Annotated in this window: 22 protein-coding genes; 8 read left to right on the forward strand and 14 right to left on the reverse strand. The window is 63.8% G+C overall.

Translation table 11 applies throughout. The features are described 5' to 3' along the window. Both A39O_RS0121250 and A39O_RS0121255 read right to left on the reverse strand, forming a co-directional pair. Positions 1-219: IS3 family transposase (locus tag A39O_RS0121250; protein WP_020503893.1), on the reverse strand; the 219-nt coding region annotated here is incomplete at its 3' end. A gap of 31 nt (positions 220-250) precedes the next feature. After that, a complete protein-coding gene (locus A39O_RS0121255) occupies positions 251-484 on the reverse strand; it encodes a hypothetical protein (RefSeq protein ID WP_020506685.1) in 234 nt (77 codons plus the stop codon). 167 nt (positions 485-651) lie between these two features. Here A39O_RS0121255 and A39O_RS0121260 point away from each other — a divergent pair, with 167 nt between their 5' ends. Continuing rightward, positions 652-918 (forward strand): type II toxin-antitoxin system Phd/YefM family antitoxin, encoded by a 267-nt coding sequence (locus tag A39O_RS0121260; protein ID WP_026199610.1) that lies wholly within the window; start codon positions 652-654, stop codon positions 916-918. 2 nt (positions 919-920) lie between these two features. Next, a complete protein-coding gene (locus tag A39O_RS0121265) occupies positions 921-1,184 on the forward strand; it encodes a Txe/YoeB family addiction module toxin (RefSeq protein ID WP_020506687.1) in 264 nt (87 codons plus the stop codon). A gap of 279 nt (positions 1,185-1,463) precedes the next feature. Here the strand turns inward: A39O_RS0121265 and A39O_RS36935 are convergent, their stop codons facing one another. The 6 genes from A39O_RS36935 to ypfJ all read right to left on the reverse strand — a co-directional run bounded on the left by A39O_RS36935 (position 1,464) and on the right by ypfJ (position 13,936). Further along, positions 1,464-2,678: a restriction endonuclease subunit S gene (locus A39O_RS36935; RefSeq protein ID WP_020506688.1), complete on the reverse strand. Its 1,215-nt coding sequence runs from the start codon at positions 2,676-2,678 to the stop codon at positions 1,464-1,466. After that, the gene (locus A39O_RS0121275) at positions 2,679-4,757 is read right to left on the reverse strand and encodes a type I restriction-modification system subunit M (RefSeq protein WP_020506689.1); all 2,079 of its coding nucleotides are present in this window, start codon (positions 4,755-4,757) and stop codon (positions 2,679-2,681) included. A gap of 203 nt (positions 4,758-4,960) precedes the next feature. Then, positions 4,961-9,877: a PAS domain S-box protein gene (locus A39O_RS36940; RefSeq protein WP_020506690.1), complete on the reverse strand. Its 4,917-nt coding sequence runs from the start codon at positions 9,875-9,877 to the stop codon at positions 4,961-4,963. A 194-nt stretch (positions 9,878-10,071) separates the two neighbouring features. Continuing rightward, positions 10,072-10,653, reverse strand: a complete 582-nt coding sequence (locus A39O_RS0121285; protein ID WP_040528374.1) for a CNP1-like family protein — start codon at positions 10,651-10,653, stop codon at positions 10,072-10,074. 24 nt (positions 10,654-10,677) lie between these two features. Further along, positions 10,678-12,828: a hypothetical protein gene (locus tag A39O_RS0121290; RefSeq protein WP_020506692.1), complete on the reverse strand. Its 2,151-nt coding sequence runs from the start codon at positions 12,826-12,828 to the stop codon at positions 10,678-10,680. 163 nt (positions 12,829-12,991) lie between these two features. Further along, positions 12,992-13,936: a KPN_02809 family neutral zinc metallopeptidase gene (gene ypfJ / locus A39O_RS0121300; protein ID WP_020506694.1), complete on the reverse strand. Its 945-nt coding sequence runs from the start codon at positions 13,934-13,936 to the stop codon at positions 12,992-12,994. 931 nt (positions 13,937-14,867) lie between these two features. On the opposite strand from ypfJ, the gene A39O_RS0121310 reads away from it, so the two are divergent. The 3 genes from A39O_RS0121310 (at position 14,868) to A39O_RS0121315 (ending at position 15,655) form a co-directional block, all read left to right on the forward strand. Further along, a complete protein-coding gene (locus A39O_RS0121310; RefSeq protein ID WP_020506696.1) occupies positions 14,868-15,068 on the forward strand; it encodes a hypothetical protein in 201 nt (66 codons plus the stop codon). Between the two features lie 62 nt (positions 15,069-15,130). Then, positions 15,131-15,325: a ParE family toxin-like protein gene (locus A39O_RS43835; RefSeq protein ID WP_456073032.1), complete on the forward strand. Its 195-nt coding sequence runs from the start codon at positions 15,131-15,133 to the stop codon at positions 15,323-15,325. A gap of 102 nt (positions 15,326-15,427) precedes the next feature. Then, a complete protein-coding gene (locus A39O_RS0121315) occupies positions 15,428-15,655 on the forward strand; it encodes a hypothetical protein (RefSeq protein WP_020506697.1) in 228 nt (75 codons plus the stop codon). On the opposite strand, the gene A39O_RS0121320 is transcribed toward A39O_RS0121315, so the two are convergent. From A39O_RS0121320 to A39O_RS0121350, 6 genes are all read right to left on the reverse strand, one after another. Further along, positions 15,643-16,443, reverse strand: a complete 801-nt coding sequence (locus tag A39O_RS0121320) for an energy-coupling factor ABC transporter ATP-binding protein (RefSeq protein WP_020506698.1) — start codon at positions 16,441-16,443, stop codon at positions 15,643-15,645. The genes A39O_RS0121315 and A39O_RS0121320 overlap by 13 nt on opposite strands. Continuing rightward, positions 16,437-17,201 (reverse strand): cobalt ECF transporter T component CbiQ, encoded by a 765-nt coding sequence (gene cbiQ, locus A39O_RS0121325; protein ID WP_051088866.1) that lies wholly within the window; start codon positions 17,199-17,201, stop codon positions 16,437-16,439. Before cbiQ ends, A39O_RS0121320 begins: the two co-directional genes overlap by 7 nt. Next, positions 17,198-17,863, reverse strand: a complete 666-nt coding sequence (locus A39O_RS0121330; protein ID WP_020506700.1) for a hypothetical protein — start codon at positions 17,861-17,863, stop codon at positions 17,198-17,200. Before A39O_RS0121330 ends, cbiQ begins: the two co-directional genes overlap by 4 nt. A 140-nt stretch (positions 17,864-18,003) precedes the next feature. Then, positions 18,004-18,648, reverse strand: a complete 645-nt coding sequence (gene cbiM, locus A39O_RS0121335; RefSeq protein WP_020506701.1) for a cobalt transporter CbiM — start codon at positions 18,646-18,648, stop codon at positions 18,004-18,006. A gap of 3 nt (positions 18,649-18,651) precedes the next feature. Beyond that, positions 18,652-19,446 carry a DUF4198 domain-containing protein gene (locus tag A39O_RS0121340; protein ID WP_020506702.1) on the reverse strand — a complete coding sequence of 265 codons (795 nt, stop codon included), beginning with the start codon at positions 19,444-19,446 and terminating at the stop codon, positions 18,652-18,654. A gap of 363 nt (positions 19,447-19,809) precedes the next feature. Next, positions 19,810-20,193 carry a cupin domain-containing protein gene (locus tag A39O_RS0121350; RefSeq protein WP_020506704.1) on the reverse strand — a complete coding sequence of 128 codons (384 nt, stop codon included), beginning with the start codon at positions 20,191-20,193 and terminating at the stop codon, positions 19,810-19,812. 191 nt (positions 20,194-20,384) lie between these two features. Here A39O_RS0121350 and A39O_RS0121355 point away from each other — a divergent pair, with 191 nt between their 5' ends. The 3 genes from A39O_RS0121355 (at position 20,385) to feoB (ending at position 23,362) form a co-directional block, all read left to right on the forward strand. Further along, positions 20,385-20,624: a FeoA family protein gene (locus A39O_RS0121355; RefSeq protein ID WP_020506705.1), complete on the forward strand. Its 240-nt coding sequence runs from the start codon at positions 20,385-20,387 to the stop codon at positions 20,622-20,624. A 150-nt stretch (positions 20,625-20,774) separates the two neighbouring features. Next, positions 20,775-21,011 carry a FeoA family protein gene (locus tag A39O_RS0121360; RefSeq protein ID WP_281170100.1) on the forward strand — a complete coding sequence of 79 codons (237 nt, stop codon included), beginning with the start codon at positions 20,775-20,777 and terminating at the stop codon, positions 21,009-21,011. Next, a complete protein-coding gene (gene feoB / locus A39O_RS0121365; protein ID WP_020506708.1) occupies positions 21,008-23,362 on the forward strand; it encodes a Fe(2+) transporter permease subunit FeoB in 2,355 nt (784 codons plus the stop codon). Before A39O_RS0121360 ends, feoB begins: the two co-directional genes overlap by 4 nt. The last annotated feature ends 18 nt before the right edge of the window (positions 23,363-23,380 follow it).

Here is a 23,380-nt window from a genome sequence, read left to right on the forward strand (position 1 = left end):
TTCCGGCCCAGCCTGATCGTCCACTTTCTGACGTCCACGCTTGGTTTCAAACAGCGTCCCGGCCTGCTCCAGGATCTCCTTTTTCCACTGCCCCACCTGGACCGGATGGACTCCATGCTCCTGTCCGATCTCGTTCGTCGTTTTGACCCCGCGGATCGCCTCCAGGCCGACTTTGGCCTTGAAGGATGCCGTGTACGTCTTGCGCTTCGCTTCGCCCATTATGATATGCCCCTTTTGGTTCGACGCGAGCTTAAATTACTGTCCGGTTTTCAGGGTCCACTATAGGGATGCCCTTATTCAGGTCGATCACCGCCGCCCGCAGGCGGTCGTACAGGATGACCTCGCGTTTATCGGTGCGTCCCGAGCCGTCGTTGAGATCCGCCGGATCGGCGGTGTGGCAGTCCTGCACGTCGTAGCCATAGAGCAACTGCAAACGTTGCAGCATGGCCGCTTCGATCTGGTCCTCGGAAATGAAGGCCGGCATAAACCGCGTCCTGAGCGATAGGTAAGGTTTTCAGTGGCAACGTGCCCTTCGACGATCAGGAGCATTGTCACTGACGCGGTTTATCGATGAAAGCCCCCCACCGGCCCATGGCACCGCCGCGCGCCAACATGTTACACTTGATCAACTTATTGAACAAGTTTGATGCCATGAAAGTCGTCACCTACTCCCATGCACGCAATGCACTGAAATCCTTGCTGGATACGGTCGTGCGGGATGCGGACGTGGCCATCATCAGCCGTCGGGATGCCGAGGGTGATGCGGTGGTCATGTCACTGGATCACTACAACAGCCTGATGGAGACCCTGCACCTGCTGTCGACCCCCGCCAACGCCGAGGCCTTGGCGCGCGCCATCCGGCAGGATCAGGCGGGCGAGGCGCAACCGCGGACCCTGATCGATGCGAACGGCGATTAACCATGCGCGGGATTCGTTTCGTCCCGGACGCCTGGGATGCGTACCTCTATTGGCAACAGCAGGATCGCAAGACGCTAAAACGCATCAACCTCCTGATCAACGAGGCCGTCCGTGATCCCTTCGCCGGGATCGGCAAACCCGAACCGCTGCGCGGCAATCTATCGGGCTACTGGTCGCGGCGCATTGACGACACCCATCGCCTGGTCTACCGTGCGACCGACACCGAGTTGGTCATCATTGCCTGTCGGTTTCATTACGACGGCTGAGCGTATCTGGCTCCCACGCTCCTGCGTGGGAGCAAGTCCCGACGCTCCAGCGTCGCGTAACCCCACGGGCCGCTGGAGCGGCCGAACTGCATTCCCACGCTGGAGCGTGGGAACGAGACTAACCTGCTCGGTTCCCAGTCGGTCACCGACGGCCGCGGCGAATTCCTCGCGGCTGACATCCTTGAGCCCGACCCGGAGACGGGGCTCAGAGGTGGGAGAAGAAGTCTTCGATTTCATCGTTTTCGTGTCGTGCCAGGTAAATTCCATCCGGTGCTCTGTCTAGAGTCGATGGACTTGGCCGGACTCTGATGTTGAATCTAATGCTTTTCGCTCGGCCTCCTCGTCACCTTCGCGCATGCTGGGTGGGAACTGGATGTCGAGGTCGGCGACCGAGAGTTTGCCGGAGATCAGGCGGGGGAGGAGGAGGTCGCGGGTCTCGGTCAGGACTGAGTTGGAATGAATCAGAGTCTCGATCTGTTGATCTATCGGACGCGCGAATTCTTCAAACCTGGCGATTAGAGCGTTAGGATGGGTTAGAATTGCGAATCGTGCGAGTTCGTCTTTTCCGACAGAATTAAATATTGATCCGTTACCGATAATGTCTTCGTTAGCAAATATCGTTTTCAGTAGATAATATAGGTAAGAGTTTTTACCCTCCTTATGTCGAATCGCAGCAATGCCTCGACCGATAATTACTTCGCAATCAGCGATATTGAGTCTCCCTACCGGGGCGCGAACGCTGAAGAGAATACTCCCCTTTTTGGCCTTCCTGCCGTTGGCTGTGCAGAACGTAACCTTTCTGGGAAATCTGTCTCCGTAGGTGCCAACCCCTTGGTGGAAGGGAAGACCTTGACCGCTATTGTTGTAGAACTCCGATTTGGGGCTTTGCCCCATTGTTATGTTTGCAATTTGTCCGAACTGAGTAGCTTCCCACCCCTTTGGCACCCCTTTGACGAGAATGCTGTCACGGTAGCCCGGAAAACGCATGCGGACGAACCATTCGCGGTAGGTCTCCGCAGCCATCTTTTCGAGGAGGGTGATACGGCGTTTGTTGGTTTCGATCAGGTCATCGTAGACCGCTAGGATGGCGGCGATCTTGCGCTGCGTCGCAGGTTCTTTCGGAAAGACAACACCGATCTTATGAAGATGATTTCTGTTCAGTGTTGGGTTTGATGAGCCGGTATCAAAGTTTTCTAGCTTCAGCGTGCGAAGGAAGTAAGAGATAAATTCCGGGTTGCTATTCTTGAAGTCCTTTACCCAGAGTGTTGTATCGTGGGGCCAATAGTCCTGTCTAACGAAGTGCACCGTGCCAAGCGTTCCCTTGCGACCAATAATCACCCCAGGTCCTTTTGCTCTAGACTGATTGTGAGTGCTGGATATTCCAGAAGAAGAAATGATTGGCACTTCGCCCAGGGTTTGTTCTACCTTCGTGATGTCAAAACCACGCTGGAAAGTCACCGCGTCTCCTAGCTTGATTTTCGAAAACGCGCTCATCTATTCTCCGGCGAGTGCTTTTGCGTTTTCTTGGATCAGCCGTTCAAGACCATTGGCTACGCTCTGGGCTGACATGAGTTGTGCGTTGAGTTCCAGGAACTCGGCAAGAAACTCCTCCTCCGTCTTCCCATCCTCCTCAATCACCACCCCCACATAGCGCCCCGGATTGAGCGAATAGTCCTGCTCCTTGATCTCATCCAGGTCGGCCAGTTTGCACAGTCCGGTAACGTCCTCGTACCGCGCCTCGGGAAAGCGCTCTTGCAGCCAATGGATGTGTGAGAACCAGCTTTCGGCGCTCCTGACCTCGGCATGGATAGCTTCGAGCGCGGTCTTGAGCGCCTTGGTCTGGCGGTCGACGGCGCCGCGCTTGCCGTCGGCCTTGGCCTGGTCGGCAACCTGCTTCTCCTGGTGGCGGACGGCGCGGTCGAGCTGTTTGAGACAGTCGTGCAAGGCGGTGAAGAAGGGGTCGAAGGTGGCGCGCAGTGTCCGTTGGGCGGTGTTCTTGTCGTCCACCTTGGCCAGGGCGGCGTTGTGCTGCTGATAGGCGGCGTAGGACTGTTGCAGGGCGTCGAGCCCGTCCCATGCCTTGACCAGGCTCGCGACCGCGGCTTTGCCCGCCTGGCCGGCGAGGACGGCCAGCAGTTGCGCCGAGACCGGTTCGACCTGTTGCCGGTTCTCGACCAGTCGCTCCATCCCTTGGCCGAAGTAGCGGTCGATGAGGCTGACGAATTCGCCGCGGCGGCCCTTGTGCAGGCGGCTGATCACGGCGATGTTCTGGATCTGCTCCTCGGTGAGTTCCCGATGGGCGCGGTCGATCTGGGTGAAGATGTTGCGGGCGTCGATGAAGAGGATGCGCGGATCGGTTTTGGCCTTGTCGAAGAACCAGAGGGTGGCCGGCAGCGTCACCGTATAGAACATGTTCGACGGCAGGGTGAGCATGCCGTAGATGAGGTTGTTCTCGATCAGCGTTTGGCGGCAGTCGGCCTCGCCGTGGCGGGCGTCGGAGGCGGAGTTGGCCATGACCAGGGCGGCGCGGCCCGTCGCCTTGAGCGAGGTGGCGAAGAGGTTGATCCAGAGATAGTTGGCGTTGGGGACCGTCTCTTTGCCCTGCTCGGATTTCTTGGCCTTGGTCTTGTTGCGCGGTAGCCCAAAGGTGTTGAAGCGCTTGTCTTTCTCAACGGCTGAGAGAGCCACGTCGTCGACATTGAAGGGCGGATTGGCCAGCACATAGTCGAAGGTGCCGAAGGATTTGAACTCGTCGGCATAGTAGGTGTTGGCGGCCTTGATCTCACCGCGCAGCCCGTTCACCGCCAGGTTCATGCGGGCGAGCTTGACGGTCTCGCCCTGTTTCTCCTGCCCGTAGACGTAGACGCTGGTGTCCTTGCCCTGGGCCTCCAACTCCCGGCGGTGCCGGGCGATGAAGTCGGCGGACTGCACGAACATGCCGCCGGACCCGCAGGCGGGATCGAAGACGGTGCCGCCATGGGGCTCGATGATCTCTACCATCAGGCGGACCACCGAGCGTGGGGTGAAGAACTCGCCCCCACCCTGGCCCTCGGCCATGGCGAACTTGCCGAGGAAGTATTCGTAGATCTGGCCGAAGACGTCGCCGGTGGCATCGTCCGGGATGTTGTCGAACTGGCGCAGGAGTTCGAACGGCAGGTCCCTGGTCTCCGGGGTGCGGGTGAGACGGAAGTATTCGTCCTTGGGCAGGCAGTCCTTGAGTTCGGGCTTGAAGAATTCAATCGATTCCATGGCCGCTACGATGGCCTTGGCGATGTCCTCGCTCTCCGGCAGATCGAGGAGGTGGTTGTAGCGGGCGTAGTCGGCCAGATAGAAACCGCACCTGGCGACGGCGATCTCGTGCAGCGGCTTCTCGCGGCGGGTGCCCTTGAGTGCGGCGTGCTCGGCCTGGATGTCGGCCTCGTGACGGCGGTAGTTGATGTCGGCGAATTTGAGGAAGATCAGGCCAAGGACGGGGGTGCCGTACTCGGATGCCTTGAGGTCGGAGTTCGCTCGCAGGTTATCGGCGGCGGACCAGAGGTCGTCTTCGAGTTGCTTGAGTTGGTCGCGGTTCATTCTTGGAGTATATCAAGGATTCTGCTGACTAAAGTCGCTGGACCGCAACGATTATCAAGGCCAAGTTCGGCAACGCGAAATATCGGTCAAGCAGTTCATACAAAGCCGCGCAGATGGACGGGATCGGCCCGAGCAGACTCGACAAGTTGGAGTTGGCGCGGTTTTCATCACCATGACTTGTTCAATGCAACGTCCCTGTTGCTTCATCGGTCCAATGCCGCCATTCCCAGCAGTTCCGCCACTTCCGCCAGCGTTGTCCCGGCCGCGGCAAAATCCAGCCGGTCAAGCTGCTGCTCCAGGCGCGCCATCGCGTACGCCCACTCACCGGCTCCCAGGCACTCCCGGAATTCGGCAAAGCGGGCGTCGGCCTTCATGTCCTGCCGGCGCAGTAACTCAGCCAGATCCGAGAGTTGACGTTCCAACCGCGGGTAATCCAAGGCGCCGACGTCGACCGGGAGCGGCGACGCGCGCGGCAACCGTTCCAGTCCCGCCAGCACCGGCGCGAGGGTCGCGGCCAGCGTCCCCAGGCAGCGTTCGATCTCGTGGCTCTCCTCCCGCTTCAGCGCCCGTTCCAGTGCTTCGGCGGCGGCGACGACGGTGCTCATCGACAGGTTACCCGCCACTCCGCGCAGCGTGTGGACCCTTTGGCGCGCTTGCTGTAGATCGCCCGCCGATAGGGCGACGTGGAAGGATTCATGCGCTCCTGACCACTCCTGACCAAAGTTCCGCAGCATCTTCAGGAGCAGGTCCCGGTTGCCCGAGAGCCGACGCAGCGCAGCCGGCAGGTCCACCCCGGGCAGCGCGGCGGGGAAATCAGGGACCGCAACGGTCTCGTTCGGAGGCTCCTGCGCATCGCCGCGGGGGGGAAGCCAGCGGGAGAGCACCGTTCGGAGGGTTGGCGGATCAATGGGCTTGGCCACGTGGTCATTCATACCAGCGGCCAGACAGTGTTGACGCTCGTCCGCCAGGGCATGAGCGGTCATGGCGATGATCGGCAGGTCCGTAAGCCCCAACTCCTCGCGGAGGATTCGGGTGGCCTCGAAGCCATCCATCTCCGGCATCTGCAGGTCCATGAAGACCAGGGAGCAGCGGGTGGGATTGGCGCGCAGCAGCTCCACGGCCGCGTGCCCATCGCGGGCGACCTCCACGACCAGGCCGAAGCGCTCCAGAATCTCCCGCGCCACCATCTGGTTGATGTCATTGTCTTCCACCAGCAGCACCCGCGCGCCGGACAGGGTGGGCCGCGGTTCAGCGGCGACTTCAACAACGCCGACGGTCGGCGTGACCTCCTGCTCCGCGTCGGCAGCAGCCGTATCCAAACTGAAGGGCAGAGTACAGGTAAAGGTACTCCCGACACCGGGAGCACTCTCGACGCTGATCTCACCCCCCATGAGGTCCGCGAGTTTCTTGCTGATGGCCAGTCCCAGCCCGGTGCCGCCGTAGCGGCGCGTCGTCGAGCCGTCGGCCTGGGAAAACACCTCGAACAGCCGGGCCTGCTGTGCCGGCAGGATGCCGATGCCGGTGTCCCGCACCGCGAAGCCGAGCCGAACCTGAGCGCCGGCCCGGGCCGCGGGTGACACGGAGACGACAACTTCGCCCTGGGCCGTGAACTTGACGGCGTTGTTAACCAGATTGAGAAGAATCTGCCCCAGTCGGAGGGGGTCCCCCAGCAGGCGACGCGGCGTGGCCGGGTCCAGGTGAAAGCCGAATTTGAGACCCTTTTCCTCGGCCTTCAGGCTGGTCATGGTGGCGATGCGGTCCAGAACCTGGCTCAGGCTGAAGGGGATTTGTTCGAGCTCCAGCCGGTCCGCCTCGATCTTGGACAGGTCGAGGATGTCGTTGATGAGTCCCAGCAGGGCCTGGCCCGAACTCTGGATCTTGTGGAGATAATCCTGTTGTTTCGGCGTCAGGTCGGTCTGGAGGGCCAGGTGAGTCAGGCCGATGACCGCGTTCATGGGGGTGCGGATCTCGTGGCTCATGTTGGCCAGAAATTCACTCTTGGCGCGATTGGCCGCCTGCGCCGCGTCCCTGGATCGGGCCAACTCCTCCTCCATCTGCTTGCGTTCCGTGATGTCGGTAATGTTTCCCAGTAACACCCGCTCATTGTTCAGCATAAAGAGGCGGGCGGAAAGCAGCCCGATCAGGATGGCGCCGCTCTTTTTTCGGAAACGATATTCCTGCGTATCGGCGCGCCCAGTCTCGATTAACAGCGACAGGAAGCGCTGACGGTCCTGGCTATCCTCCCAAAGCGCCAGGTCGAGGGTGGATTTTCCCAGCACCTCGGCCCGACCGTAGCCGACCATCGTCTCGAAGGCCGGATTAACTTCCAAGATGACGCCATCCGCCGCGCGGGTAATGATGATGGCATAGGTCGAGGCGATGAATGCCTGGGAAAACTTCGCCTCACTGGCTTGCAGCGCCGCTTCCGCCTGTCGGCGTTCGGTGACGCTCCAGACGGCATCCATCAACAAGGAGATCTGGAAAATGTCGGTTTCCGCGTAATCGGTTTCCTTGTTGGCCATACCCACCACGCCGACGATGCGCCCACCCCTGAAGACGGGGACCGTCAGGAACCTAAACAGGTGAACATGGCCGGGCGGATACCCCTTTTTAAAGGGATGAGCGGCTTGAAAATCGTTGACCAGAATCGGACGGCGTTGGCGGACGGCTTCGCCCCATAGCCCGGTCTGGTCCAGCGCGTAACAGGTTTGAGGATTGACCACGGCGCATTCCGGCATGACGTCCCGAGACCAGGTGTTGAGGGTAAACTCCTGGTTATCTTCGTGATAATAGTAAATAAAGCCGAGCTTGCTTTCGGTCAGTTGGAGCGCCTGCTCCAGGGCGTAATCAAGAAATTCCTGAATCGTTTCGGAAGGATGCTGAAGAATGTCCGCCAAACGTTGTAACCTGGTGTTGCTGCGCAAGACCTCCTCTACCACCCGCTTGCGTTCGGTAATGTCATGCAAGGTCACCAATTGGGCAGGCTCGCCTTTCCATGCCAGGTCGGTGGTCCATATTTCCAGAGTCGTGCTGCTTGCCGCACTGAGCACCTGAATCTCAACGGGGACATCGGCCGCCACATAACCAAACTCGTGCGCCAGCAACGCATCGCTGGTGGTACCCAGTAACGTCGTCGCCGCCGGATTGACCAGCACCACGCGCTGCCCCCGATTCAGCACGAGCATGCCGTCCTGGTTATTGTCGATGACGTTCTTAAGAAGTTGCTCGCTCTCTCGCAGAGCCTCCTCAGCCTGCTTCCGCCCGGTGATATCTTCGATAAAGCCTTCCAGGTAGGCGACGGCTCCCGTGTTGCTCAGCACTTTCCGCCCGGTCATATCAACCGTGATGAGGCGGTCATCTTTGCATCGCCACACGACATCGTCGTAGTGGACCCAGCCATCGGTATCCAGCAATGCAGCCATGATCTGTGGGCGCAGTTCCGGGTTATTGTAGATTTGAGTGGTCATGTCGGCGATGGCTGTTGTCAATTCATCCGGAGATGAATATCCCAACATGTGCGCCAGGGCAGGGTTGGCCTCCACCATCCGTCCTTCCAGGTTGGAATGGAATATTCCCACCGGGGCATGTTTGAATAGATTCCGGAATTGTTTTTCTCGCTCTGCGAGTGCCGCTTCTACCCGCTTGCGTTCGCTGATGTCGCGCCAGGTGGTAAAGAGCGCGTCTTTTCCGTCCAGGCAGATCATCGCAACGGAGACCTCGACCGGGAAATCCGTGCCGTCCCGGCGGCGGTGGACCCAGTCGAAGGTGAGACTGTCGCATTGCAAGGCCAGGGCGATCTTTTCCTGAGCCGCAACCATCGATTTTCTGCCGTCGGGTTGGAATTCGGGGGAGAGTCCCTCGGGCGCGAGACCGACAATCTCCGCCCGTCCGGCTCCCAGCATGACTTCGGCGGCTCGGTTGCAATCGACAAACACACCGTCGCTGATGATCAGATAGGCATCCGGCGAATCCATGAAGAGGATGCGATATTTCTCTTCCTTCTCCCGGAGCGCCACCGCGACCTTGTCCCGCTGGTCATTGCTCTTGCGCAAAGCCCCGGACAGATAGGCGAAACGGACCGCCACCAGAACGGCGATCAGCAGCAGGAAGGCCACGCCGGCGACTACACCATAGAGCCAGGTCAGGTCGCGCGGCTGGGGGTCGTAGAGGAAACCCTTCAGGTCGAAGCTCCGCCGCAGCATGCCCATTTCGGCATAAACTTCGGCGATATTGCGCCACCGGCCCGGATTCATGTGGCCGACTTCGATCAGCGCCGGTTGGAGCAGCGACTCCATCTGCCGGGCCTCGAACCGGAGGTGCTCCAGGCTGTGTCGCCGGCTGTAACGGTCGTAGATAAGCCGTGCCACCTCTTCCTGGTGCTGCATCGCGTAGTCCCACCCCTTGAGACTCGCCTCCCGGAACTTCCTGACCAACTCGGGCCGCCGCCGGAGCAGCGCCTCGGTGGTAAAGAGGTTATCGCCGTAGAAATCGATGCCCACCGCCCGGGGGGAATAGAGCAGGTACTCCCGCCCTGCCTGTTTCAGCGCAAAGGGTTCATCGGTGACGTAGACGGAAATGGCGTCCACCGCTCCCGAGAGCAGCGCCTGGACGTCGAACGTATGGGGCATCAGCGTGAACTTGTCGGCCGAGATCCCCTCTCTGCGCAGGTAGGCGTGGAGCTCGGCTGACCCCGGCTCGATCATGACTTTGCGGCCAGCCAGGTCATGGATGGTCTGAATACCATCATCCTTCAGGGTCATGAGCGTCAGGGGGGAATGCTGGAAGATGACCGCCAGGACCACGACCGGTACCCCCTGTTCCCGCAGCAGCAGCAACTCCGTGGAACCGACGCCGAACTCGGCCTTGCCCTCGATCACCTGCCGCACCGGGTCTTCTCCCGGTTCGGCGGGTAGAATTTCGACCTCCAGCCCCGCGTTCCGGTAGTAGCCCATGGCCTGGGCCGCGTAGTATCCGGCGAACTGGAACTGGTGCTGCCACTTCAGTTGCAGCCGCACCGTGTCGTCGCCGGCAGCGGAAAAGGGCGCCAGCAGCAGCGCCAGCAGCGCCAGACTGCGACCGATCAGATTCTTGGTGGCGTCAGTCTTAGGATGATGGCTCATGGATTTTGGCCGTTCACGGCGACACCATTCCCCGCACCCCGGCATCTCCCACAAGAGGCGAGGAGAGAAACCCTCTCCCCATCGCGAGAGGGAAGCGGTGTATGTGAAAACGCACGGTCACGGCAGCTCAAAGATTTCAGTCCCGACCCTTCGAGTACCATGCACGATGGGCTTTCAGGTCCCCACGGGCAGCGTCAGTTGGCCTGGAAGCCGGTGATCTCGCTGGTCCGTCCACGTCCGTGCAGCGCGCGTAGGATGTCTTTGAGCGGTCGGGTGCGGGTCTCGCGCGGGACGCACAGATAGTGTCGGCGCAGGTCGTCGCGGTAGGCGTCGGACGGGCCGGTGGACAGTGGCTGCCACTCGGCGGCCGGCGCCTTGGCGAAGGCGCCGTCGCTGCCGTAGGCGTAGGTCTTCCAGGCACCCTTGAGGGTGCAGCGGATGCCCTCGTAGGAGATGGTGCGGGCGCCGCTCGGGGATTCGATGACCAGGGTGTAGCGTACCGCCGCGATGGGTTCGTCGATGCGCAGGTTCTTGCCGTCGATGAAGAATTTGAACGGCGACACGGGTCCTTCGGGGGTGAAGGCGAGCAGGTCCTGATCGCCCGGCCAGGGCGGGAGGGTGACGGCCGCTTCCTGCCGTTCGGCCCCTTCCTGGATGTTGCTGGGTCGAATCGGTTCCGGGTCCAGCTTGAAGTTGTTGTCCGCGCCGGCGGGCGCGGCCCCGCAGAGCAGGGGCGCGAGGATGAGACAGGCAGAGCGTCTGAATCTGAATGGCATCGGCATTGATCCTGGATGAATCGGTCAGCGTGCGTTGCAGGGTCGATAGTCCGCCAGACGGCCTTCCAGGACCGCGGTGAGGTTGGCGAACTCGTCTTTGAGACCGCCGCCGCCCTCGGCCATCACCCATTCCATCGACTGGCGCACCGCCTGGGAAAGCGACCATCCCAGCGGCGGCTCGACCAGCGATTGTTCGATCCGCCCGCGCGCCGCCGGGTCACCCTGGGTGCGGTCCAGTTCGGCTTCGACCACGGCGGCCAGTGAGACCTCGATGACCGCGCCGCGCATGTCCCCTTCGACCAGCTTCGCGGTGCTGACCTCGGCGAGCCGCCCGCGCGCCGTCCGGCCGTTCAGAAGGGCGCGCACGGGGGAGGCGACCTCGCTCAGGAAGTCGTTGGCGGGTGGACCTTCGGGGCCTGGCCCAAACCCGGTGACCTGCGGGCGGCGTTGACAGACCGCGGGTGCCTGCGGGTCGTTGCGGATCAGGATCAGGATCGGATAGAGGGTCGGGTTGTTGATCAGGTCTAATAGATCGACGATGGTGGTGGCGCCTGAATTCTCGAAATAGCCGCCGTCGACCAGGCGGATTTTCTGTTCGCCTTGGGCACCCGGGCCGATGAAACTGCCGGCCGGGCTCAGGTAGGTGAAGCGTGCACTGGCCCCGGCGGCGGCGGACAGCCGGATGGTTTGGGTCTGGAAACCATCCGCCAGCAGATCCAGGGTGTCGGTGAAATTGGTGAGCGCGATGTTGGACGTGACCGCGCGCCGGCCCGAATCGACGATCGTGGTGTTCAGCAGCAGGCCGGGGAGGCGGAACTTGTAGCCGTCGGCATAGAGTGCCGTGAAGGGTCGAGTCAACGGGTTGTCCGCCTCCGGCAGGGCCTGTTCGAATCCGAGTTCCAGGAAGCGCTGTCGGTCCGCCTCCGGGAAGGGGTAGGGGATGAAGCGCTGCACCAGGTCCGGGAACAGCATGCCGGCCGCGACCGGTGACAGAAAGTCATGGCTCAGCGCCTTTTGCACGGTGGCCAGGGTGGTCAGGGTGGTGTTTGCATCCGCCGGCGCGGCGCGGTTCTCCAGTTGTTGACGCTTGACCGCCGCATACACCGCGGCGCCGACGCTGCCGCCCGAGACGCTGCTGATGGCGAACAGGGATTGGCTGAAGGTGGGGATCTTGGCTTCCAGGGTCGCCAGGGTGGAGGCGGTCCAGTAGGCGGCGCGGATGCCGCCGCCCGCCGCGGCGACCAGGATGACCGGATCGCGTCCGTCGATCTGCCGCGGTGCCGGGTTGACCTCCCGCCAGGCCTGATAGTGGGCGGCGGCGGCGAGCCGTTGCAGGGCCGGGGCCTGGTCGGCAACGCGGATCCAGTGATTGTCGTTGAAGAATCCGAAGCCGGCCGCGAGGACCAGAGCCAATGCGGTGCCGGCCGGCAGGCCATTGACGAGAAACGCGTAGGTGAGCACCAGACTGCCGAAGAGGGCGATGCCGGCGAAGCCGGCCAGCAGGATGGCCGGCGTGCCCAGGGTCTGGGGCAGGCTGACCGGCCAGACCACGAAGGCGGCGAGCAGGACGAAAACCATGACCTGACCGAGCGACAGGATCACCAGCATCGAGCGGCGGTCGCGTGCTTCGCCGGGTTCGGTCAGCCCCCGTCCGCGCGCTGTCGCCTTCATGAACCAGTCGCGGCGTTTGTAGAAGAACCACCACAGGCCCGCGGCCAGCAGCAGAAAGAGGGCGCCCAACACCCAGGCCCCGGTCTGGGCGCTGGTCTCGAGCCGCAGGAACCCGATGCCGATGGCCAGCGGTACCAGGGTGCCATAGACCCGCGGCAGCCAGGTCCGGCCGAACTGGGAGCGCTGCCAGCGGAGTTGATCGCCATCGAGGGTGTGCGCGAGCAGGAGACGGGAGCTGTACCAGAGCCCCAGACCCAGGAGCAGGGCACTCAACAGAAAGAACAGGTTGGACCAGGCGAAGCCGAACTCGGCGGACAGGCGCAGCAGGTCTTGCCCCTGACCGACATAGATGAACAGGACCGCGGCGCCGACCGCGGTGACCGTGGCATAGCCGCACAGCCACAGGACGCGCACGATGGAGTTCCAGATGAAGTTCCAGAGGGCGAGCAGCGGAGGCAGCGCTGTATCCGCGGCGGAGGTGGTTTCAGGGGCGCTTGGCGACATGAGGGACCTCGCTGGAGTGATGCTTGATAGAGATGGATTCCGGGTTCGGCAGACCATTTCCGACCTTGGTCATCAACCTAGTCAGTTCGCGATCGGCGCGGTCGGCGGTCCGCACAGCGGACCCTACGAGGGTCCGCTGTGCGGACCGATCACGGCTCACGGTTTACAAGGTGTCGTTCGAGAAGGTGTCGCAGGCCGCCAGCCGGCCCTCGGCCAGGCCGCGCTTGAACCAGCGCACCCGTTGTTGCGAACTGCCGTGGGTGAAGCTGTCCGGCGTCACGTAGCCGCGGGTCTGCCGTTGCAGGCGGTCATCGCCGATGGCGGAGGCGGCGTTCAGGCCTTCTTCCACGTCGCCTTGTTCGAGAATCCGACGGGCGGCGTGGGCGCGGTTGGCCCAGACGCCGGCAAAGCAGTCGGCCTGGAGTTCCAGCCGCACGGAGAGCTGATTGCCTTCGCGCTGGCCGGCGCGGCGGCGCAGATTTTCGACCTGATCGGAAATCCCGAGCAGGTTCTGGACGTGATGGCCCACCTCATGGGCGATCACGTAGGCCTGGGCGAAGTCACCAGGGGCGCCGAAGTCGTTGCGCAACTCGTCGTAGAACGCCAGGTCGATATAGACCTTGTGGTCGGCCGGGCAGTAAAAGGGACCCATCGCCGCCTCGCCGAGCCCGCACGCGGAGCGGGTGACGCCGCTGAACAGCACCAGCACCGGCTCGCTGTAGCGTTTGCCGGCCTCTTTGAAGACCGCGTTCCAGGTATCCTCGGTGTCGGCCAGGACGACCGAGACGAATTCCTTCATTTCGTCTTCCACGCTGGCCGAGGGGACGCGGAACTGGGGGTCGCCGCCCGGCCCGGCATGGGCCATGGGGTCCTGGCGGGCGGTCGGGTCCGGCCCGTATTGACCGTCGCGGGTCAGCAGCACCGAGGGGTCGACGCCCAGCAGCATCAGCACGACCACCAGCACTAACCCGCCCAGACCGCCGCCGATCCCGACGGTGCGTCCGACGCGCATCGGCCGCCGGCCGCCGCCGAAGGGATCGCCCCCCAGGCTGCCGTCGTCGCGGCGGTCCTCGATATGCTCGCTACGTCTGCCGGTTTTCCAGCGCATGAGTCCGTCCTCCGAAGGATGCGTGATTGCCCCATGATGGTGGATCATAGCATCCGACAGCCGCTGCACTGGGCCGGCATCGCAACCGGATTCATTCCGAATTCGCGCGGCATCGCGCGACCCCCGGTGGATGCGGCGCGCGCGACCGCCGTGCCGGGTCCCGGACACTGAGCGGCGCGCCTTATCCACCCTACAGCGGGGCCGGTGTTGTAGGGTGGACAAGCGTAGCGCAGTCCACCAGCGGCGCCTGCGCTACGCTTGTCTACGGCCTAAGCGATGATCAGGCCTGCGGTCCCCTGTCGGTGCACCCTAAGGCCTTGATCGTCGTTCCGGCCGTAGGGTGGACAAGCGCTAGCGTAGTCCACCGAATCCCGCGCCGTCGCTGGTGGACTGCGCTGCGCTTGTCCACCCTACGATGTCCCCTGGCCGGAACCGTGATCAAGGCCCACCCTAAGCACCCTGAAAAGCATTCGAGACAATTTCTCCATATTATTGTTTTTTCGGTATGTCTTGATGCCATGACGACCCAAGCACCGGTCGGCTTATCCCGACCCGTTCGGGCGTTATGAGGCAAAATCGCCTCATAACGCGAAAACGAAGCGAGGCTAAGCGCGACCCCCTGCCGGTGCCTCTAAACACCCTGAGTATTCGCCGAGAAAGGCACTTCATACGATTGTTTTTTCGCCTATTCCTTTGTCAGAATCACGTAGGCATCCTCCGGTCTATGTCGCGTATCCGCAACTCGTTCGTGCGTTATTAGGCAATGTTGCCTCATAGCGCACGAACGGTGCAGCGAGGAACTGCGCGCAAGGGCTTGACAACCCGGATAAACCCTGATGCAATCCGAAAAAGACAACGCGTTATGGGGTAGTTCGTCCGCCGAAAAGCCATTAGGCACCTAATAGCACAGGTAACATTAGAGGCAACAGAAATGACTGTACTAGAAAGAATCGAAGCTCAGGTTCAGACGTTGTCTGAAAAGGAGCTTTACGAGTTTCGCCGCTGGTTTCAGGAATGGGACGCCGATGCCTGGGACCGCCAAATAGAGGCAGATGCCCAAGCTGGTAAGTTGGACGCCTTAGCGGCAGAAGCGCTCGCCGAGTACCGCTCCGGGTCGGCTAGAGAAATTTGAAACACTACGCATCAACCAAGTTCTGGGGATGCTTCGGCGATCTTCCAGAGTCCATTCAGCAGTTGGCAAGAGCGAACTACGAACTTTTGCGCCAAGACCCGTCGCATCCGTCCCTGCGCTTCAAACAAGTCAAGAATGGACAGTATCGAAGCGTTCGTGTGGGAAAGCATTTTCGGGCTCTTGGCGTACCCGTCCCCGACGGTGTGCAGTGGTTTTGGATTGGCAGTCATGCCGAGTATGACCAGTTGTTGGGCTAACAAGCCCGCTCAAAAGCGAGCGCCCGCCACGAGCGTTCTCTTTATCCGCGGGTTCGTGTCGGCGGGCGCCGCTTTAGCGGGGTCGTTAGGCGTAATAGAAGGATGGATCAGCATTTTCTCAAATCGGCATTCCGCGAAAAGCTTATCGAGCATTTGCTTATTGGCGAGTTGCTGAAAATTTCTTGGGCGAGAGGCGATTGCTCTCTCGAAGTCGCGAAACCGGAAGTGGATAATCAGGGTTACGATGTTCTTGCGGAGGACAAGACGTTTGCCTCAAAGAATGAAGAGCCTGACAAGTGGGCTCCTGGGGTCAGGCATCACGGCTCGTGATGCGCGCCGTGGAGCGGGGCCGCCGCCGGGTCCTCATGGTCGGCAACTTCGTCCGGGGCGTGCACATGCAGGTGGGCATGGCGATGGGTGTGGGGGTGCTGGTGCAGGGTCCCCGTGGCGAGTTGCCCGTCGACCAGGAGCACGGCACGTTGCACCAACTGCTCCAGGACGCGGTGGTCGTGCGAGACGATCAGCATGGCCTGGGGCAAGGCGGACAGGTGGCCGATGAGCCGTTCCTGGGTGGCCTGGTCCAGACCGGTGGTGGGCTCGTCCAGCAGCAGCACGGCGGGGTGCATGGCGAGGATGGTGGCGAGCGCAACCAAACGTTTCTCCCCGCCCGAGAGGCGGTGGGTGACACGGTCGGCATAGTCGGACAGACCCAGTGCCGCCAGGACCTGCTCCGCATCGGCGCGCGCCTGGGCGGGGGTGCGGCCCAGGTTGAGCGGGCCGAAGGCGACATCTTCCAGCACCGTGGGGCAGAACAGTTGGTCGTCCGAGTCCTGAAACAGGAGACCGACCCGGGTGCGCACGTCGTGGAAATCGGGCTCGGTGCGGCGCGTCTGGCCGAAGGCGCGGACCTCGCCGGCGCTGGGGCGGGCCAGACCGACCAGCAGGTGCAGCAGGGTGGTCTTGCCGGCGCCGTTGGGTCCGATCAGCGCGACCCGATCGCCGGCCTGTAAGACCAGATCGACGCCGCGCAGCACCGCGCGGTCGCCGCGGCGGAAATGGACCGCGCGCAGTTCCAGCAAGGGCGGGTACAGCGATTCGGTTTCGGGGTCCGTCAGCACAGCCGGTCCGCCGTGGTCAGTGCCGTCACCATCACCCCCAGGGCCGCGGCCGACCAGGTGTCGCCGCGGTTCCAGGTGGGCCTGTCCAGGAGATAGAGCCGGCCGTGGAAGCCGCGGCAGCGCATGGCGCCCATGATGCGCCGCGCGCGGGCCAGGCTGCGCACCAGCAGCATCCCGATCAGCCAGCCGTAGCTGTTCCAGGTATGGCGGTCGCTGCGCGGGCGGAAGGCGCGCACCCGCATGGCCTGATCCATCCGCTGGTATTCCTGATGCAGCAGGTGGATCTGGCGGACCGTGAACAAGAGCAGGTGCACCAGCTTCTCGGGCAGTCCCAGTCGCGCCAGGGCATGGCCGAAGACGACCGGTTCCAGGCTCCCCGCCAGCGCGAGCAGGGTGATCACGATCCCATTCGCTTTGAGCAGGATGAGCAGCGCCTGCGCGGCGCCGTCGCGGCTGGCGGTCAGCGGGCCCAGGCTCAGCAGCGGCTCGCCGGGGACGGTGAAGGGCAGGGTGAGGAGCAGAATCAGCATGAAGCCTTCCAGGGCCAGCAGCCGGCCCCCCAGCATCCGCGGGCTCAGCCCCGCGGCGGCGGCCAGGGCGAGTGCGATCAGCCCGGCCGTCAGTGTGGTCCAGATCTGCGTGAGGCTCAGGGTCATCAGGGCGAACAGGCCGGCCGCGAGGAGCCGCAGGCGCGCGTCCCGCGCCGCCAGCCAGTCGGCTGCGGCCGCCCCGTCGGTGGGAAAGAGTGCCGCGGTCAAGTTCGGGCCGCCGTTCGCCGGCTCCGCCACCAGAGGGCCAGACCCATGAGCCCGAGGATGTAGCCAATGCCGCCCAGGACGTCGCGCAGCCGCGCCTGCTCCTGAAAGGACTGCAACTCCTCGCGCAGCGGACGAATCTGCCGGGCGACCGCGCCTTCGATGGCGGCCGTGAGCAGGGGGTCGAGGCCGGTCGGCGCGGGCGTCGGGGGTGCCGCGGCGGGCGCGGTTGGGGCCGCCGCGGGCTGCTCGGGCGCGCCTGTGCCTCCGGTCGGGAAGGACCCGGCCAGGTCGGACGCGGGTATCCGCCATTCGGCGCGGTGGCCGTCGCCGGTTTCGGCCAGGATCAGCAGGTCCGCGGCGGCTTGGGCGCGGTAGCTGAAGCGGCCCGCGGCGTCCGGGGTCGGCTCGGCCAGGGTGCGGCCCTGCGCATCCAGGACGCGGATTCGTGCGCCGCCGGCCGCGCCGCCCCCGGCGAAGTAGGCCGACCCGGTGATCAGCGGGCCCTCGGCCGCGGCGAAAACGCGCAGTTTGTGGGCCTGGGCGGGGGGGCTGAGGCCGAGACCCAGCAGGACCAGGACCATGACCAGGATCGGTACGCGGTGCGAGGGGATCGGCCGGGGCGCCATGAGAACCTCGATTACGACAACGACAATAAGGAACATCAGCCACCCCAGAAGATGAAAGTCCCCCGTGGGAGCGGCGTCCCGCCGCGATGCGGTGCCGCGGTGACCGCGAACGTAGCGGCTGCGCGCCAGGCCCCGTCGCGGCGGGACGCCGCTCCCACGGGGNCGCTGCGCGACTTTCACGGTAAAGCCTCGACCTCCAGTGCGCGAGGCCCGGGCAGCAGGTCGGGTTCGACCCGTTGCAGGAACCGCAGCACGGTGCCGGTGATCAGGGCTTCCACCAGGGCCAGCGGCACATAGGTGATGACCAGCACCTGGGCGGCGGGGATGAAGGCCTGACCGCTCAGGCCCAGGCTCAGGGCCAGCATGAGGGCCGTCAGCAGGACCCCGGCGGCGCCCGCCGCGGCGCCGATCCGGAACACCGGGCGCGCTTCGGGCCGCTGCCGTTCGCGGCGCAGCAAGGGGCGCAACGCCAGCGCGCAGAGCAGGGCCGGCAGGGCCATGTTCAGGGTGTTGACGCCCAGTACCGCGAAGCCGCCGTAGCCAAAGAAAACGGCTTGCAGCACCAGGGCGACGAACAGGGCGGGCAGGGCGGTCCAACCGAGCAGCAGGCCCATGAGCCCGTTCAGGAGCAGATGGACGCTGCTGGGACCCACCGGGACGCTGATCAGTGAAGAGACGAAGAAGGCGGCGGACAGGGCCGCCGCCGCGGGCAGGTGATCATAGTCCAGGCGCCGCAGGGCCAGCGTCAGCAGTCCGGCCGACGCGATGGCGCCGGTGATCAGCACCGGGGCGGACAGGACGCCGTCTGGGATGTGGGCCATGGATCACATATCCCGCGTGCGCACCCAGATCAGCGCGCCCTGTTCCACCGGGACTTCCTTGCCGTCCGGATTGGTCAGCGGGGCCGGCCCGTCCAGCAGGGCGGCGAAGCCCCACCAGCCGGCCTTGGGCATCGCATAGCTGAAGACGCCGTTGCTGTCGGCCTTGATGGTCTGGGTGATGAAGGGGTCGGCCGGGGGCTTGACCGACCCGTCGTTGCGCCACTCCACCTCGACTGTCGCGAAGGGGACCGGCTTACCGTACTGTTTGACGATGCCGCGGAACAGATTGCCCGTCCACAGACCGTAGGGGCGCACCAGGGGTTCGATTTCGACCGGCAGGCCAAGGGCGGCGTCCCAACCGTCTTCGGCGCCGAAGGCATCGACCACCACCTTGGTGTAATGGACGATCATCTTGCCCTCACCCGGCTCCCAGTAAGGCGCGGGTTCGACGAAGAACACATAGTCGCCCGGCTGTTTGATGCGGTACTCGGCGATGTAGGCGGATTTCCCGTCGACCGCGACCCGTTTCAGCGCGGATTTCAGGTCTTCCCGCCCGGCTGGACCCAGGACCCCGAACTGCACCGGCTCGGCCATTTCCATCACCGGTCCGCGCTCCATGGGATGGGTAAACGCCAGACTCAGGCCGACCGGGGTATTCCCCCCCTCAGTGATGATCTCGGTCGATGGAATCAGTTCCTGAAAGTGCGCCGCGGCCGGCGTTGCCGGTGTCAGAGCGAGGGCGAGCAGGCCCATCAGGACGATTTCCGGACCAGGGATGCGCGTGGGGGTGCCGGGCATAGCGGTTGCTCCTGAGTGGGTCGCGAGTGCGTGTTCACGGACCTGGGGCCCGCGTTCCGACGCATTGTATGACGAAATTAAAATTCATCATACTGGACCCGCAGGCGCCAGCGATTCCCAATTTGGGTGGCATCGCGCGACCCCTGGTGGATGCGGCGCGCGCGACCACCGTGCCAGGCCCCTGACATCGAGCGGCGCGCCTTATCCACCCTACGGCAGCGCCGGTCTTGTGGGGTGGATAAGCGCAGCGCATCCACCATCAACCCCGCCGCCGGCACGCTGCCGGCGACGGTCACCGAAATTTGGAGCCGCTGCGCAAGCGCCATCCCAGGCGTCCTGGCGCGGAATATGCTTATTCCAGGCTTAAGCATCCCGTGCGGACCAGCGTCCGCGCAGGGGTGCACCAAAAAAGGCAAGGACGGTCAGGTGTTCCTCGATGTCGAAAAAGGTGTGATCACAGGCGGCGTGAACGTACATCAGGGTGCCGGGGCGCACCTCATGCTCGCTCGTCCCGACCCGCAGTCGGGCGCGTCCGCTGAGCACCAGATAGAGTTCGTCCTCCTCGTGCGCACTCGCCATGTCACGGGAGCCGACCGGCAGATGGTAGATGGAGCAACTCAACGAGGGCGTGCGCAGGAACTCACGCAGGGACAGTGCGCCCGGTGCGACCTGCGCCACCAGGTCATCGAGTTGAAAGACCTCCCAGTCGTCCGTTGGGGGTGTTGCCGGCTGCGTGTCACGAGTCATGTCGGGCTCCAGAACGTAAGGAATGCGATGTCAGGCCGCGTGCGACGGGGTGTCGGAGCGACGCTGCGCTACTGTAGCGTAGATGAGAAGGATTTGCGTTAACTGGTCGGCAGGTAGTAAGATGCGAATCGTTCGCATTAATGCCCGAGTCCCAAAGTCGTCAATCCACAGTCGTAAACCCAGAGTCAATCATGGACACCGAGCCCAAGGGCTTTCCGCTGATGATGGCCGATGAAGGAGCGCCGCTGCGTATCCTCGCCCTGCGCGGCGGTAAGGCGCTGTCGCTGCGCCTGACCGAACTGGGGCTCAATGTCGGCGCGGAGATCCAGGTGGTGCAGCGTCAGGGCGGCGGCCTGCTGGTCGCCCGCGGTGAGGCGCGCATCGCCTTGGGCGGCGGGATGGCCGCCAAGATCCTGGTCGCACCATTATGATGCGTTTTTGGGCCAGCGGTGCTTGCCGCGCCCAGGATACCCGGCACAGCTGTTAAACCGCGTCAGCTCCAGTCATCGTCGAGTCTGTCGGGGCCGATCTCATCCAATAACATCGCACACCGCGTTGGGCGCGGTTTAAGTAGGTTCAAGATGTCGATCATGCTGAAAGAGATGAAAGCCGGCGACCAGGGCCGGGTGCAGGGCTTCGCCGCGGGCGGCCAGGCGTATCGGCGCAAGCTCCTGGCCATGGGGCTGACGCCGGGGGTCGAGTTCCTGGTGGTGCGGGTGGCGCCCATGGGCGATCCGGTGGAGGTGCGGGTGCGCGGGACCTCGGTGAGTCTGCGCAAAGACGAGGCGGCCACGCTGAATGTAGAGCGCATGCCATGAGCCGTATCGACCCCAACACCAGTCCGGTTGCGACCTTCACGATCGGCGTCGTCGGCAATCCGAACTGCGGCAAGACGACGCTGTTCAATGCCCTGACCGGCTCCCGTCAGCGGGTGGGCAACTGGCCCGGCGTGACGGTCGAGCGCAAGACCGGGCGCTATCGCTTCCAGGGAGCGGAGTTCACGCTGGTCGACCTGCCGGGGACCTACTCCCTGGATGTGACGGATCAGGAGGTCTCGCTGGATGAGCGCATCGCCCGGGATTTCGTGCATGCCCGTGAGGCGGACCTGATCCTCAACATCCTGGACGCTTCCAACCTGGAGCGCAATCTCTATCTCACCACCCAGTTGATCGAAACGGGCCGGCCGCTGGTGGTGGCCCTGAACATGATGGACGTGGCTCGCGAGAAGGGGTTGCGCATCGATGCGGCCGGGTTGGCACGGCAACTCGGCTGTCCGGTGGTCCCGGTGTCGGCGGCGAGCGGGGAGGGGGTGGATGAGCTCAAGGCGGTGCTGTTGCAGGCCGCGGCGGCGCGGCCGGTGCCCAGCCTGGCGATCACTTTCGATCCGCTCATCGAGTCCGCCATCGCTGCTCTGCTGCCGCGGCTCACGCCGATCGCCGCGACCGGCGGCGATGCGCCGCGCTGGCTGGCCGCCCGGCTGCTGGAGGGTGACGATCTGGCGCGCCGTCTGGTGGGGGATGCCATTGACGGCGAGACGGTCCGCGCCCTGCTGGGCGACCAGGCGGACGATGTGGACATCCTGCTCGCCGACGCCCGCTATGGGATCAGCCATGCCCTGACACAATCGACCGTGGTCCGCACCGGTCAGGCGTCGCGCAACCGGTCGGACGCCATCGACCGGGTGATGCTCAATCGCGCCCTGGGCATCCCGATCTTTCTGGTCGTGATGTATCTGATGTTCATGTTCACCATCAACATCGGCGGGGCTTTCATCGACTTCTTCGATCAGGCGGCCGGGACCATCTTCGTGGACGGGACCGCCGCGGTGCTGACCCGGCTGGCCGCTCCCGAGTGGGTGATCGTGCTGCTTGCCAACGGCATCGGCGCCGGCATTCAGGTGGTCGCGACCTTCATCCCGATCATCGCCTTTCTGTATATCTTCATGTCGGCCCTGGAGGACTCGGGCTATATGGCGCGGGCGGCCTTCGTCATGGATCGCTTCATGCGCACCATCGGCCTGCCCGGCAAGGCCTTCGTGCCGCTCCTGGTCGGGTTCGGCTGCAATGTGCCGGCGATCATGGCCGCGCGCACGCTGGAGAACGTGCGCGATCGGATTCTGACGGTGCTCATGGCGCCCTTCATGTCGTGCGGGGCGCGGCTGCCGGTCTATGTCCTGTTCGCTGCCGCCTTCTTTCCCGCGGGCGGACAGAATATCGTGTTCGGGCTCTATCTGATCGGGATTGCGGCGGCGGTGCTCACGGGTTTTGCGATGAAGCACACGCTGCTCAAGGGTGAGAGCACGCCCTTCGTCATGGAACTGCCGCCCTATCACCTGCCGACGCTCAAAGGCGTGATGATCCGCACCTGGGAGCGCACCCAGGGGTTCGTCGTGCGGGCGGGTCGGGTGATCGTGCCGATGGTGCTGATCCTCAATGTGCTCAACAGCATCGGGACCGATGGAACCTACGGCAACGAGGACAGCGAGAAGTCCGTGCTGGCGGAGATCGGCCGCACCATCGCGCCGGCCTTCGCGCCCATGGGGCTCGATGCGGACAACTGGCCGGCTACGGTCGGCATCTTCACCGGGATCCTGGCCAAGGAGGCGGTGGTGGGGACGCTCAACGCGACCTACTCGGCGCTGGCCGCGACGGACGCGGGCGAGCCGGAAGAGCCCGCGCCCTTCAGTCTGACCGGCGGTCTGCAGGCAGCACTGGCCACCATCCCGGCGAATCTGGGCGCTGCGCTCGGCACCTGGGGCGACCCCTTGGGGTTGGCGGTCGGTGACCTGACCGACACGCAGGCGACGGCCGCGGCCCAGGAGGTCAGTACCGGCACCTTCGGCGCCATGGCGGCGCGATTCGACGGGGCGGCCGGGGCCTTTGCCTACCTGCTGTTTATCCTGCTCTATGCGCCTTGCGTAGCGGCCATCGCGGCGATCTATCGGGAGACCACGCCCGGCTGGGCGATCTTCACCGCGGCCTGGACCACGGGGCTCGGTTACATCACGGCGACGGTCTTCTATCAGGCCGCGATCTTCGACCGGGACCCGACCACCTCGGCGCTCTGGATCCTGGGGATGCTCGGGCTGTTCGCCGCGGTGCTGATCGGCCTGCGCTGGTGGGCGGCGCGTGATCCGAGTCCGGAGGGGTTGGTCCGGGCCGCGGCCTGAGGCAGCCGCGTTTCCCGC

The sequence above is a fragment of the Lamprocystis purpurea DSM 4197 genome, from assembly GCF_000379525.1.
In the GTDB taxonomy this organism is placed as follows: domain Bacteria; phylum Pseudomonadota; class Gammaproteobacteria; order Chromatiales; family Chromatiaceae; genus Thiodictyon; species Thiodictyon purpureum.